This window comes from Roseovarius roseus (genome assembly GCF_043355935.2).
Classification (GTDB): domain Bacteria; phylum Pseudomonadota; class Alphaproteobacteria; order Rhodobacterales; family Rhodobacteraceae; genus Roseovarius; species Roseovarius roseus.
Genome location: NZ_JBHFPE020000001.1, coordinates 728912 through 742464, shown reverse-complemented (window position 1 = coordinate 742464; position 13553 = coordinate 728912). Strand labels below are relative to the sequence as shown.

The 13553-nt window shown below is 65.1% G+C and carries 14 protein-coding genes; 5 read left to right on the top strand and 9 right to left on the bottom strand.

The features are described from left to right. Positions 1-21: 21 nt before the first annotated feature. From ACEWPL_RS03735 to ACEWPL_RS03715, 5 genes are all read right to left on the bottom strand, one after another. Positions 22-576: a hypothetical protein gene (locus ACEWPL_RS03735; RefSeq protein ID WP_393929995.1), complete on the bottom strand. Its 555-nt coding sequence runs from the start codon at positions 574-576 to the stop codon at positions 22-24. Continuing rightward, complete coding sequence (locus ACEWPL_RS03730; protein WP_393929997.1) at positions 545-2590, bottom strand: ASKHA domain-containing protein; 2046 nt, start codon at positions 2588-2590, stop codon at positions 545-547. Before ACEWPL_RS03730 ends, ACEWPL_RS03735 begins: the two co-directional genes overlap by 32 nt. A 135-nt stretch (positions 2591-2725) precedes the next feature. Beyond that, the gene (locus tag ACEWPL_RS03725; RefSeq protein WP_393929999.1) at positions 2726-3550 is read right to left on the bottom strand and encodes an arginyltransferase; all 825 of its coding nucleotides are present in this window, start codon (positions 3548-3550) and stop codon (positions 2726-2728) included. A 78-nt stretch (positions 3551-3628) separates the two neighbouring features. Beyond that, positions 3629-4105, bottom strand: a complete 477-nt coding sequence (locus ACEWPL_RS03720) for an RDD family protein (protein ID WP_393930001.1) — start codon at positions 4103-4105, stop codon at positions 3629-3631. Positions 4106-4232: 127 nt separating this feature from the next. Next, positions 4233-4685 carry a DUF2852 domain-containing protein gene (locus tag ACEWPL_RS03715; protein ID WP_393930003.1) on the bottom strand — a complete coding sequence of 151 codons (453 nt, stop codon included), beginning with the start codon at positions 4683-4685 and terminating at the stop codon, positions 4233-4235. 162 nt (positions 4686-4847) lie between these two features. On the opposite strand from ACEWPL_RS03715, the gene ACEWPL_RS03710 reads away from it, so the two are divergent. The 5 genes from ACEWPL_RS03710 to ACEWPL_RS03690 all read left to right on the top strand — a co-directional run bounded on the left by ACEWPL_RS03710 (position 4848) and on the right by ACEWPL_RS03690 (position 10572). Continuing rightward, positions 4848-7700 (top strand): bifunctional [glutamine synthetase] adenylyltransferase/[glutamine synthetase]-adenylyl-L-tyrosine phosphorylase, encoded by a 2853-nt coding sequence (locus ACEWPL_RS03710; protein ID WP_393930217.1) that lies wholly within the window; start codon positions 4848-4850, stop codon positions 7698-7700. After that, positions 7697-7969 carry a hypothetical protein gene (locus tag ACEWPL_RS03705; protein WP_393930005.1) on the top strand — a complete coding sequence of 91 codons (273 nt, stop codon included), beginning with the start codon at positions 7697-7699 and terminating at the stop codon, positions 7967-7969. Before ACEWPL_RS03710 ends, ACEWPL_RS03705 begins: the two co-directional genes overlap by 4 nt. Positions 7970-8136: 167 nt before the next feature. Beyond that, entirely contained in the window at positions 8137-8784 is a 648-nt protein-coding gene (locus ACEWPL_RS03700) for a DUF6778 family protein (protein WP_393930007.1), read from the top strand. A gap of 37 nt (positions 8785-8821) precedes the next feature. Continuing rightward, a complete protein-coding gene (locus ACEWPL_RS03695; RefSeq protein WP_393930009.1) occupies positions 8822-10030 on the top strand; it encodes an RSP_2647 family RNA methyltransferase in 1209 nt (402 codons plus the stop codon). Further along, positions 10027-10572, top strand: a complete 546-nt coding sequence (locus ACEWPL_RS03690; protein ID WP_393930011.1) for an RSP_2648 family PIN domain-containing protein — start codon at positions 10027-10029, stop codon at positions 10570-10572. The genes ACEWPL_RS03695 and ACEWPL_RS03690 overlap by 4 nt, the downstream gene beginning before the upstream one ends. Before the next feature lie 5 nt (positions 10573-10577). On the opposite strand, the gene ACEWPL_RS03685 is transcribed toward ACEWPL_RS03690, so the two are convergent. The 4 genes from ACEWPL_RS03685 to cueR all read right to left on the bottom strand — a co-directional run bounded on the left by ACEWPL_RS03685 (position 10578) and on the right by cueR (position 13550). After that, entirely contained in the window at positions 10578-11264 is a 687-nt protein-coding gene (locus tag ACEWPL_RS03685) for a M48 family metallopeptidase (protein WP_393930013.1), read from the bottom strand. 65 nt (positions 11265-11329) lie between these two features. Next, complete coding sequence (locus ACEWPL_RS03680) at positions 11330-12097, bottom strand: MauE/DoxX family redox-associated membrane protein (protein WP_393930015.1); 768 nt, start codon at positions 12095-12097, stop codon at positions 11330-11332. A 30-nt stretch (positions 12098-12127) separates the two neighbouring features. Further along, on the bottom strand, positions 12128-13000 hold the full coding sequence (locus ACEWPL_RS03675; RefSeq protein ID WP_393930017.1) for a DUF305 domain-containing protein: 873 nt from the start codon (positions 12998-13000) through the stop codon (positions 12128-12130). A 151-nt stretch (positions 13001-13151) separates the two neighbouring features. After that, complete coding sequence (gene cueR, locus ACEWPL_RS03670; protein ID WP_393930019.1) at positions 13152-13550, bottom strand: Cu(I)-responsive transcriptional regulator; 399 nt, start codon at positions 13548-13550, stop codon at positions 13152-13154. Positions 13551-13553: the final 3 nt, after the last annotated feature.

The window sequence follows — 13553 nt, the reverse complement described above, 5'->3', positions numbered from 1 at the left end:
CGCCCCGTCGCGGCGGCGCGATCATTTGGTTGGCGCGTTCTTGACCTTGGCATCCTGCGCGATGCGCTTTGCCTCGGCCTCGCCTCCTGACTTGGAGGGATCATAGGTCCGGATGGCGATGGCGGGCTTGCATCCCCGCGCCTCGTAGCGGCTGAGCAAACCCTGATTGCGCCGCTGGTAGGCCCGCGCTTCTTCAGCGGACGCCCCTTTGAGATCCATGAAGAAGAGGGCCGGCCAAAACAAGATCGCCCCGGCCGTTCCGGCAACGACGTTCTTTGTCTGCTTGCTGTGCTTTTCGTCGATCAGCCCCTGAATGGCCTTGCTGTTGACGTCGATCTCGCGGCGCAGCTCGCCGCAGGACAAGCGCGCGTCGCCGTCATGTATCTCCTTGATCGGGTTTGGCTCGCGGCCCGCGCAGGCGGTCAGCAGCAAAAGAGCGGAGAGGGTGAGCGGCAAGGTGCGGTGCATCAATGGGTATCCCGTTATGAATGGAACCCGTTGAATAGACCGCAGGACTTTAGAAATTCCTAAGCCGCGCCCGGTTTTACCCCCGCCGCCTGCGGCGCCGACCACCATCCTCGCCGCCGCCCGAGCCTGCGTTGAAGTTCGGGCTGGGCAGGGTGGTGATTTTCGACAGCTCGGGGAAGGTGGCCGTCTTGTGGGGGATCGCGTTGGCGGCGACAAAATGCTCCTGGAACTTGGGCTCGATCGCGGTTTCCACCTTGTGGATGCGGCGCACCGTGCGTTCGATCTCGGCGCGGGCCTTGAGGCTGCACAGTGCGATGCGCGCGCCGGTTCCGGCCGCGTTGCCCGCCGATGTCACCTTCTCCAGCGGCGCGTCGGGGATCATGCCCAGCACCATCGCGTGCAGGTTCGAGATATGCGCACCGAACGCGCCAGCCAGCACCACGCGGTCTACCTTGTCGACCCCGCGCTCGTCCATCAGCAGGCGCGCGCCCGCATAAAGCGCGGATTTTGCAAGCTGGATCGCGCGGATGTCGCCCTGGGTCACGGTGATGCGCGGGCCGCCCTCATCGGTCGAGTCGTGGACCAGATAACTATGGGTGCGCCCCTCGGGCACCATGCGGGGCGTGCCAGTGGCCTCGGCGCTGCCCATCAGGCCGTTCTCGTCCATGAGGCCAGCCATGCGCAGCTCGGCCACCGCCTCGATGATGCCGGACCCGCAGATGCCGGTGATGCCCGAGGCGCCGATGGCGGCGTCGAAGCCGTCCTCGTCGGACCAGAGGTCACTGCCGATCACGCGAAACCGCGGCTCTTTCGTCTCGGGGTCGATGCGGATCGCCTCGATCGCGCCGGGCGCGGCGCGCTGGCCCGAGCTGATCTGCGCCCCCTCGAAGGCCGGGCCGGTGGGCGAAGAACAGGCCAGAACGCCCTCTTTGTCGCCCAGAAGGATCTCGGCATTGGTGCCGACGTCGATGATCAGGACCAGATCTTCGGACTTGCCCGGCTGCTCGGACAGGGCCACGGCGGCGGCGTCGGCGCCGACATGGCCCGCGATGCAGGGCAGGATGTAGACACGCGCGCGCGGGTTGATCGCGCTCAGGTCCAGCTCGCGCGCGTCCATCGAGATGCTGTCCGAGGTCGCAAGCGCGAAGGGCGCCTGGCCCAGCTCGACCGGGTCGATGCCCAAGAGGAGGTGGTGCATGACCGGGTTGCAGACGAACACCGTCTCGACGATCAGGTGAGGGGCGATATCCGCTTCCTTGGCGATCTCCTCGGCCAGCGTGTTGATTGCCTCGCGCACGGCGCGGGTCATTTCCTTGTCCCCGCCAGGGTTCATCATCGCATAGCTGACGCGGCTCATCAGATCCTCGCCAAAGCGGATCTGCGGGTTCATGATGCCCGAGGACGCGATGACGGCGCCGGTATCCAGATCGGTCAGATGCGCGGCAATGGTGGTTGATCCGAGGTCGATGGCCAGGCCATAGAGCCCGTCCTCATGCAGGCCCGGCCAGATTTCCAGCACGCGCGCCACATCGCTCTCATGGCCCTTGTTCAGGGCAACCGTGACCTGCCATTTGCCCTTGCGCAGGGTCGGCTGCAGTTTGGACATGAGGCTGAGATCGGCGGTGATGGCCGGGATTTCCCATTGCTCGCGCAGCGCGCGGGCGAGGCGCTCCATGTCGCCGGTGGGCTCGTGCATGTCGGGCTCGTCCACCTCGACCATGTAGAGGCGCGTCGCCGGGTCCATCTCGATCACGCGGGCCGAGGCGGCCTTGCGCACCACCTGGCGATGGACCTGGCTTTCGGGCGGCACGTCGATCACGACGTCGCGCTGCACGGTCGCCTGGCAGCCAAGGCGGCGCCCGGCCTTCAGGCCGCGCTTTTCGTCATAGCGCCGCTCGACCGAGTTCCATTCCGACAGCGCATCAGGGGCCACGGTCACGCCATGCTTGGAGAACTCTCCATAGCTGGGCGTGATCTGGCATTTCGAGCAGATGCCCCGCCCGCCGCAGACCGAATCGAGATCGACGCCCAGCTGCCGCGCGGCCGTCAGAACGGGCGTGCCCACCGGAAAGCGGCCACGCTTGCCCGAAGGAGTGAAGACGACGAGGGGATCGGTGCTCATGGCGGGGGTCCATCTGTTGCGCAAAGGCGTTGCCGGGACATTAGGGAATTAATCGCCAAGGGAAAGGCCGGGAGCGCCGCAAACTGGCTCAGAGGCGGCATGATTTGCCCATCGCGCTATCGGCGTAAACAGGTGTCAGCCGCGTCTCAGCGGCTCGCCATCGGGCAGGGTGATGCCGGCCACCTGCTCGGAGATGGGATCGTTCGACAGCGGATGTGCCTTGGCCGAGTAATCCTCGGGGTCGCGCATCAACTCCCACTGGCCGCCGACATGCAACTCCAGCCCCGAAAACCCGGCCTTGTAGCCCATTTTCGGCGATCCGGGCACCCAGTAGCCCAGATAGACATGCGGCAATCCGGCCTCGCGCGCGATTTCGATGTGATCGAGGATGATATAGGTGCCCAGCGAATGGCGGGTCAAATCCGGATCGAAGAAGGAATAGACCATGCTGACCCCGTCCTCGAGTACGTCGGTCAGGCAGACGGCAACCAGCGCGCCGGTCTCACGCTCCACATATTCGACGACGCGCGTGCGGATGGGGGTTTCCTCGACCATCGAGGCGAATTCGAACGCATCCATATCCGCCATGCCCCCTGCCGCGTGACGCGATTCAAGGTAGCGGCGAAAGAGCGCATATTGATCCTCGGTCGCCCAAGGCGAGGTCGCCCGCCGCTCAAGGCCGGCATTACGGCGCATGACCCGCCGTTGGCTTTTCGAGGGGGTGAAATCCGTGACGCTGATCCGCGCCGACATGCAGGCGGCGCAATCGGCGCAGGAGGGGCGATAAAGCACGTTCTGCGAGCGGCGAAAGCCTTGCTTGCTCAGTCCGTCATTCAGCCGCTGTGCGCCGTCGCCTTGCAGGGCCGTGAACAGCTTGCGCTCCATCCGGCCCTCCAGATACGGGCAGGGCTGGGGCGCAGTCACGTAGAACTGCGGCGCTATCGTATTGGTATGTCGCATCAAGGACCGTTTTCAGCAGCGTTTCGCGGAGCCTAGCAATCTAGACGACCGGGGCCAAGCCGGGAATCCCGCCACACGTCAGAGAACGGCGCGGCGATTGATCGCGGCGGTGCCCAGCACGACATCGGTCAGGCCTTGGCCGCGCCCGCCGACCAGCATCAGCAGCACCGAGATCACCTGCGGAATCGCGAAGGCCATCGAGGCGCTGTAGCATAATGTATGAATGACTGCGGTCATCGGATCCAGCCGCGTGCCGTCATGGCGGCGCAGCTCAATCGCCATCAGCGCCATGCCCCAGGTCGCCGAGCCGCGCGCCAGCGTGGCGCTGCGGTAGACCAGCCCGACCGCCAGCATCAGCGCGGGCAGAAAGAAAAATCCGATGCCCAGGGTCAGAATCAGTGCGACAACGCAAAAGATCAGGATCATGACCGAATCGACGATCCAGGCGAGGAACCGTTTCATCGTCACGCCCGCATAGAATTCAGGCTGCGCGACGGGGTCGGGCAGCCCGCCATATGCGGCGGCACTGTTGTGGGCGGGGTCGGGGCTGTACATCTTCGTCTCTTTCCTGCGATAGGGCGCGGCGCGCCTCACGTTATCAAACCATCGCAGCGCTGGGGTTCAAGTGCGCGCAAAAACTCCGGGCAGGGCGGCTACCCTGCCCGGAATGGCGTGGATGGACTCAGTCCTCTTTCGAGGTTTCCGCATCCTTTTCCGCGTCGGGGCCGTGATCGGCGCCGCGAGGGGTGCGGGCGCGCTCGTCCATGAACTGGTCGAACTCGGCCTTGTCCTTGGCCTGGCGCAGACGGTCGAGGAATTGCTCGAAGCTGGCCTGCTCGTCCTGGAGGCGGCGCAGTGTTTCGTCGCGATAGGCGTCGAAGGCGGTGTTGCCGCTGCTGCGGGACATGGTCACGGTGGGGGCCGCCTTGCGGCGTGCGTTGCAGGATCCGAACATGCGTTTGCTCCATATCATATAGGCGAGAATAGCGAGGCCGACCGGCCAGATCGTGGCAAAGCTGATCACCAGAACGGCGATCCAGGCCAGTTTGCCGCGCTGGTCCAGCCATGTGGCCGCGCGATCGAGCCAGCGCAGCACACCGCCGGTCACGGTCTGGGTTTGGGCATAGGTGGTCATTGTCAGTGTCCTCTCAAGCGGGTGATGTAAACTCTCTTCACATTGAATAGATTGGGGCGGGACCCGGCATCCGCAAGAGGGTATGTGAATATTATTTACATTGCCGAGGCCGCCGCACGATGCGCCATTGACCGCCCCCGCGCCATGCGTATCACTGAGGGCATGGATTTTGCCCACCGCATCCGCCGCATACCGCGCCCCTATCAGACCGAGCCTGCCGAGGAGGCGCGCGCACGGCTCAAAGGTATCGGGGATGATCTGTCCGATGTCATCGCAGGCGCCGCCGGGTGCAGCCCCTATCTGCGGCAACTGCTGCAAAGCGAGGCGGATTGGCTGCCCGGCGCTCTGGATGCGCCCGAAGACGCGCTGGCGGGTGTTATGGAGAGGCTAAGGGCCGTCGAGGGCGATCCCGCCGTCCCACTGCGACAGGCGAAACGGCGCGCGGCGCTCCTGATCGGTCTTGCCGATCTGGCCGGGGTGTGGCCGCTGAAGGTGGTCACGCAGGCGCTGACCGATCTGGCCGATCTGGCCTGCGAGACGGCCCTGCGCCACGCCATCGGTCACGAGCTACGCCGCGGCAAGCTGCCCGGCATGAGCGAGGCCGATCTGGAGAGTTGCGCCGGCATGACCGTTCTGGCCATGGGCAAACAGGGTGCGGGTGAGCTGAACTACAGCTCGGATATCGACCTGATCTGCCTCTATGACGATACGCGATACGCGCAGGACGATCAGCACGAGGCCCGCGCCGCCTTCGTGCGCGCCACCCGCCGGATGGCCGCCACGCTCAGCGAGAATACCGCAGAGGGCTATGTCTTTCGCACCGATCTGCGGCTGCGCCCCGATCCGGGCGTCACGCCCGTCTGCATGTCGATGGCCGCCGCCGAGGCCTATTACGAAAGCCTTGGCCGCACTTGGGAGCGTGCGGCCTATATCAAGGCGCGCCCTTGCGCGGGCGATCTGGCGGCGGGCGAGGCGTTCCTGACTGCCTTGCAACCTTTCGTCTGGCGGCGGCATCTGGATTTCGCCGCTATCGAGGACGCGCATAACATGCGGTTGCGCATCCGCGCGCATAAGGGGCTTGGGGCCGATCTGGGTGGCCCGCTGGACCTCATGGGCCACAACATGAAACTGGGGCGCGGCGGCATCCGCGAGATCGAGTTCTTTACCCAGACGCGGCAATTGATCGTCGGCGGGCGCGATCCCTCGCTGCGGATGCGCGGCACGCTTGAGGGATTGGCGGGGCTGGCTGAAAAGGACTGGATCCCGACCAATGTGGCAAGCGATCTGGCCGATCACTACCGCTTTTACCGCGAGGTCGAGCATCGCCTGCAGATGCTGCGCGATCAGCAGACGCATGACTTGCCCGACTCTGACGAAGATTTCGCGCGCCTGGCCGCCTTCATGGATCGAGAGGTGGATGAGCTGAAGGATGAGCTCTTGTCGCGCCTCACGGCGGTCGACGGCGTGATCGAGCGGTTCTTCAAGCCCGATGCGGGCGAGGAGGACGCGGCAGACGAGGCGGAGCAGGGCACGTGGCTCGATGCTACGGTGATCGGGCGCTGGCCCGGCTATCCGGCGCTGCGCTCGGACCGGGCGGGGCAGATCTTCCGCCGCCTGCGCCCCGACATCATCGCGCGCCTGTCGCGCACCTCGCATCCCGAGGAGGCTTTGCTGGCCTTTGACGGCTTTCTGGCGGGGCTGCCCGCGGGGGTGCAGGTCTTCTCGCTCTTCGAGAGCAATCCGCAACTGATCGAACTGCTGGTCGATATCGTCGGCACCGCGCCGGCACTGGCGGGGTATCTGTCGCGCAATGCCGCCGTATTTGACGCGGTGATTGCCGGGGATTTCTTTGCGCCCTGGCCCGGCCTTGCGGCGCTGCGCGCGGATGTCTCCGCGCGGCTGGCGCGCGAGCGGGACTACGAGGGGCGCCTCATTGCGCTGCGCAGTTGGCGGCGCGAATGGCATTTCCGCATCGGCGTGCATCACCTGCGCGGGCTTGTCGATGCCGCGACCTCGGCGCGGCACTATGCCGATCTGGCCGAGGCGGTATTGGGCGCGCTCTGGCCCGAAGTCGTCGCCGAGTTCTCACGCAAGCACGGGCCGCCGCCGGGGCGCGGCGCGGCGGTCATGGGAATGGGGTCGCTGGGCGCGCGAGCGCTGAACGCGGCCTCGGATCTGGATTTGATCGTGATCTACGATTCGGACGGCGCCGAGGCGTCGGAGGGCCGCAGGCCGCTGGCCGTTCAGCCCTATTACGCGCGCCTGACGCAGGCGATGATCTCGGGGCTGACCGCGCAAATGACCGGCGGGCGGCTCTACGAGGTGGACATGCGCCTGCGTCCCTCGGGCAATCAGGGGCCGGTGGCCACGTCGCTGGGCGCGTTTCAAGACTACCAGCGCAATCGCGCCTGGGGGTGGGAGCATCTGGCGCTGACCCGCGCCCGCGCCATCGCGGGCGAGGCCGACCTGGGCGCCGAGGTCGAGGCGTTTCGCTGTGATCTGATCGCCGAGGTGGCGGGGCGGCCGGACACCGCCCCGCGCCTGGCGCGCGAGGTCTCCGAAATGCGTGCGCGCATCGCTGCCGCCAAGTCGCCGGAGGGACCGCTGGACCCGAAACTGGGGCCGGGACGGCTGCAGGATATTCAACTGATCGCGCAGGCGGCGATTCTGGTTTCGGGCGAGGTCGGCCGGGTGGCAGGCACGCAGGCCGGGCTACGGGCGGGCACATCGCTGGGCTGGTGGGACAAGGCGGGCGCGCAGACGCTGTCGCGCGCGCATGCGCTCTGCCGCGATGTGCAGATGGCGGCGCGCCTTCTGGGCGAAGGCCCGCTGGATGCGGATACGCTCGGCTCGGGCGCGCGCGCGTTCGTATTGCGCGAGACGGATCGCGCCGATATCTCAGACCTTATCGCCGAGTTGGAAGCGCGCGCGCAGGCGGCGGCGGATGTCATAGACGCGGCGCTATCGGAGGCGGCGCGCGCCGATGCGGAAGGCTGTCAGGGAGCGACACCGTGAAATCAAGCGATCCACTCGACAGAAAGGGCCTCATCTTCGAGGCGTACCGCATCGACGGCATCAAGATTGAGGAATGCCGGTCGATCTTTCTCGACTGGGCGCTGTCGCTGCCCGACGGGCAGGACACCCAGGAGGCCATTGCGCATTTCCTGGCGCGCTATCAGGCGCACAACCCCGATCATCCGATGACCGCGGTGCTGCTGCAGGGACAGGAGGCCTCGGCGCGTCCGCGTCGGCGCGGCGGCTGGAAATCTCGGCCACGGGACTGACACGCGACTGACGCAGGCCAAGGCCGCGCCGCAACAAGGCCCCGCATTCATCACGCATATGCACCTCATTTGACGCGAATTGGCCTCAATTCGGAGCCATCAGTCAATCCTGAGCGCGGGGATACGCCCCGACAAAAGAAGGCCGAAACGGCCGCAGGAGGACAGTCATGTCTAAACTTCGCACAACGATCCGGATGATCACGGGTCTGTCGCTGGCTCTGGGAATTTCGGCCTGCGCGAGCGTGCCTGACCAGTCGGTGAGCCGCGCCGCGATCGTCGATGCGCCGCAGCGCGCCACGACCATCGCTGTGGACATCCAGTCCGTGCGCGTGAATGTGCCCCGCACGCTCAAGGTCTCGGAGGCGAACCGCTATTACCCCGGCGGCGACATTGTCTGGCGAGGCGATCCGATGGGAGACCGCTATGCGCAGGTTGGCGCGATTTTCGAAGAGGCGATGACGCGCGGCACCAAGGACATGAAAAACGGTATCCCCGCCGTTCTTGATATCGAGGTCCAGCGCTTTCACGCCCTGACCGAAAAGACACGCTACACGATTGGCGGCGTGCATGCGCTGACCTTCACCGTCACGCTACGCGATCCGGCCACGGGCCAGGCGCTGACCCCCACGCGTCAGATCCGTGCCGACCTCAAGGGCTATGGCGGCAACGAGGCCATCAGGGCCGAGCAGCGCGGCGAGACCCAGAAGGTGCGCATCACCGCGCATCTCGCCAAGGTCATCCGCCAGGAGCTGATCGAGCCGGGCAGTTTTCACGCAACGGGGCTGGGCCTGATGGGCGTTCTCAATACGCTTTAAGCTTTGCGGAAACCGTAAAACCCTCTAAGGGGACGGCATGACACCGTCCCCTTTTCCCGTGATCCGCCTCAAACCCAAAACCTCGCCCAAGGCCGTCCGCTTTGGCGCCCCTTGGGTCTATGACAACGAGCTGGTGACAGACCGGCGCACCAAGGCGATCGCGCCCGGCACTATTGCCCTCTTGGAGGATGCCGAGCGCGCGCCCCTGGCCCTTGTTGCTGTCAATCCCGCCTCGCGCATCATGGCGCGGGTGCTGGATCTTGATACCTCTGCCCAGATCGACCGCGCCTGGCTGACCCGGCGCCTTTCCCGCGCGCTCGAACTGCGCGAGACGCTGTTCGATGCCCCGTATTATCGCCTGATCCATGCCGAGGCGGACGGCCTGCCGGGGGTCATCATCGACCGCTTTGGCGATACCTGCGTGATCCAGCCCAATGCCGCTTGGGCCGATGTGATGTTGGACGATCTGGCCGCCGCCACGGCCGACGTTACAGGCGCGCGCAACATCCTGAAAAATGCCAGCGGCCGGGCGCGCGGTCTCGAGGGGCTGGATGATGCCTCTGCCGTGCTGATGGGCACCGCGCCGGAGGCGCCGGTGCATGTGCCGATGAACGGTGCCACCTATCTGGCCGATCTGACCGGCGGCCAGAAAACCGGCCTTTTCTACGACCAGCGCCCCAATCACGCCTTTGCCGCTCGCTTGTCGAAGGGCGCGCGCGTGCTTGACGTCTTCAGCCATGTCGGCGGTTTTTCGCTTGCCGCGATAGCGGCGGGCGCGGCCTCGGCGCTGGCGGTGGACGGCTCAGAGCCTGCGCTGAACCTTGCACAAGGCGGCGCGGATGCGATGGGGTTAAATGATACCTTCCAGACTCGGCGCGGGGATGCCTTTGAAGTGCTGACCGCGCTAGGGCAGGAGGGCGCGCAGTTCGACGTGGTCATCTGCGATCCGCCGGCCTTTGCACCCTCGAAAAAGGCGCTGGAGGCTGGCCTGCGCGCTTACGAGCGCACCGCGCGCCTTGCCGCGCCGCTGGTGCGTCCCGGAGGTTATCTGGGCCTCTGCTCGTGCAGCCACGCCGCCGACATGGACGCCTTCCGCCGCGCCAGCCTGCGCGGTATCGGGCGCGGCCTGCACGAGACGGGGCGCAGCGCGCAGCTGATCCACACGGGCGGGGCGGGGACGGATCATCCGATGCATCCGCAACTGGCCGAAAGCGGCTATCTCAAGGCGCTCTTTTTCCGGCTGTGAGGGCGCTGCTGGACACATGCGTGATCTATCCCACGGTCATGCGCCAGATGCTGCTGGGCGCGGCAGCGTCGGGCGCCTTTACCCCGCTCTGGTCCGCGCGCATCATCGAGGAATGGCAGCGCGCCGCGATCAAGCTGGGGCCGGACGGCATGGCGCAGGCTGCCTCTGGGGCCGCTCTCTTGGCCATGCACTGGCCCAAGGCCGAGATCCGCTGGTCCGGGTCGCTGGAGGATCGGCTCTGGCTGCCCGACCCGGCGGATATCCATGTGCTGGCCGCTGCCATCGCAGGGTCGGCGGACGTGATCATCACGCTCAATGCCAAGGATTTTCCGCGGCAGATCCTGGCCGAGGAGGGCCTGTCGCGCAGCGATCCGGATGCATTCCTGCATGGCATCTGGCAGGCACAGCCGGAGATGATGGCCGAGGTTGCGGACCAAGTTCTGGCCGAGGCGCGCCGCCTTGGCGGAACGGACTGGACCTTGCGGCCTTTACTGAAAAAGGCGCGCCTGCCGCGCCTTGCCAAGGCACTGACGCAAAGCTGAGCGGGTCAGCCCTGACCCCAGCGGCCCTCCAGCTTTTCGATGGCGGCGATGCGCTCACCCGTCTTGGGGTGGCTCATGAGCCAAGCGGGCGCGGCGCCGGAATTCGACTTGGTCAGCGCCTCAAGCTTGAGAAAGAGCGATTTCTGCGGTTCCGTCCCGATCCCGGCCTTGACCAGCAGCGCCGCGGCATACTCATCCGCCTCGTACTCATCGCGGCGCGATAGACGTGCCGCCAGAAGCGAGGTCAGCCCCCCCGCGATCATCACGCCGATGCCGGGCAGGAAGCGAGAGAGCACCATCGCCAATGCGGTGCGCAGGGCGTTTTGCCCGGAAAAATCGATCATGCGCCGCCGCGAATGGCCCAGGGCGACATGGCCCAGCTCATGCGCGATGACCGACGCCATCTCCTCGCCCGACACCTCGCCGGACTGGAACTTGTTGTAGAAGCCCCGCGTGATGAAAATGCGCCCGTCCGGGGCGGCGAGGCCGTTCACTGGCTCGATCTCGTAAATATGCACCCGGATCCGCGCCAGATCCAGCGCCTGCGCCAGCCTGTCGGTCAACGCCTTCAGCTTGGGGTCCACCAACTCGGTCGACTTGTCGGTCAGATCACGCGAGGTGCGCCAGACCGAGAAACGGAACATGACGAACGCATAGATCAACGCCAGAAGGATCGGGGTGAATTTCAACATGACTCATATATGGGCCGCCGCAGCGATGCGGGCAAGGCGCAGATCCATTCCGGCTACGCGTCCCGTCACCAACCCAGAACATAGACCTTGAGCGGCATCCAGATGCCCATGCCCATCATCATCAGGTTCTCGGTCAGCGAGACGAAACCCAGCGGCACATTGCTGCTTCCGCCGACGCACGCGCATTTCAGTTCGCGCTTGTCGATATAGACCGCCTTGAAGACCGACACGGCGCCGACCGTCCCGACAAAAAGGGCAACCGGTGCCGAAAGCCACGTGAGCGCCCCTGCGACCATCAGGATACCGGCAAATGCCTCGGCGAAGGGGTAGATATACCCGTAGCGTACCCAGCGCCGCGCAAGGAGGTCATAATTTAGGAACATGGTCGAAAAGCTTTCGATATCTTGCAGTTTCTGCACGGCCAGGAAGCACATCGAGATGGCGATGAACCATTCGAAGGCGCGCAGGGTGACGAGGTCCTGAAAGGTGAACCATGACAGACCCAGTGCCATGAGGAAGGCGACGGAAAAGATCGCGATGACGGGCGTGTAGGAGATGTCCGACCGCTCGCTTTCGGGCTTGTCGAGGTCGAAATAGACCCGCAGCGCCTCGTATCCGCCGATGCGCTCGTCCCCGATCCAGGCCTGCGGCGTTGTATCGACGCCGTAACGCTCCATGAAGGCGTCGGTTTCCTGGCGCGTGGTCAACTCATGGTCCTCGACCGTGTACCCTTCACGTTCCAGAAGATCCTTGGATTTGAGGCCGTAGGGACAAAGGTGGCCCGGCATGACCATGCGGTAGAGCTTGGCGGTTTTGGTGGTATCCTTGGGCATATCATTTCCTTTCGGGTGCATCTGGCGGCGTCAGGCGCGGCAACTGTAGAAGCCGCGATAGCCAGCGGTCAGACCAGCTTGCAGTTCCAGCACCAGGGTCGCCTCGACCGGCTCACTGCCGACATCCGCGAGGCTATCGGAGTCATCCGCCGCGCTCAGTTTCATCGTGATGCCCTCCGCGCTCAGCGTCTGGCCGCTGGCATCGGCCTCAAGGCGCACCAGATCGCCGCTTAGTTTGACAAGGCCAGCGACCGCGCCGTCCACCTCGCCGATGGCCAGCGATGCGGGGCTTTCGGTGGTGTAGTAGAAGGTGCAGGCCGCCCCGCCGGGGAAAAGCCGCGCGATCTCCTCCTCCTTGAGGAATTCCGCATCGACCCCCGCCACTTTCGCGGTAGAGAGCGCTTCTTCCAGACTGACAATCTGAGCCGGGGCATCGCCACCTTCCTGAGTGGTCACGCCCGCAGTCTCTATCTCATTGATGAGATAACGCATCTCGGCGATTTCCTTGTCCTGCGCAAAGATGATGCCGTCGGCCAGCTTGCGCACCCGGGCATCCTCGATATTGGCACGGCCCGAGGTCATGATGGCGATGGAGTGGTGCGGGATCATGGCGCGCATGTAGCTGGTATCGCCCACCGTTGCCTGACTGCGCACCAACCAGAGCGCGCCCACGACCGCGATGGCGGCCCCGACGAAAAACGCGGCATTGATCGCCTTGCTGGAATACATCGACAGCATGAAGGACAGCATGATGATCGCCATCACGCCGCCCATCAGGATCGCCATGTAAGCGCGCGTTTCGGACCAGAAGACGTGGGTCCAGAGGAACGTGTTGAGATACATGAGGATGAACATCACGACCGTCGAGGTCGCGATCATGGCGGCAAATCTCCAATAGGACATGATGTTTCTCCCTCTCAATCTGGTGCTGGAACCCTGCGGACCGGCGCCTTTGACAATGATAAAACCACGCTCCAGCGCTGGAGGGTTCCATTTTTGCCGGGATAAAGTCGCGTTTTTGAGGGCGATTTGACAGGCGACGCGCCGGGCCGGGCTACGTGCCGGCGTCTTCCGACGCCAAATCTGCCAAGATGGGGCAATCGGGGCGGTGATCGCCAGCGCAGGCATCGACAAGAGACGCAAGGGTGGCGCGCATCTGCGACAACTCGGCGATCTTCTCGTCGATATGCGCCAGATGCTCCTGCGCGATCTGCTTGACCTCGGCGCTCTCGCGGCCCCGGTCCTCGTAGAGCTTCATCAGGCTGCGGCAATCCTCGATGCTGAACCCCAGCGCGCGGGCGCGGCCCAGGAAGGCCAGCTTGTGCACATCCGTCTCGCGGAAGCTGCGATAGCCATTGGCGCTGCGCTGCGGTTTGACGAGGCCGATATCCTCGTAATAGCGGATCGTCTTGGCGGGCAGGCCCGAGCGGGCGGCGACATCTCCGATATTCATCAC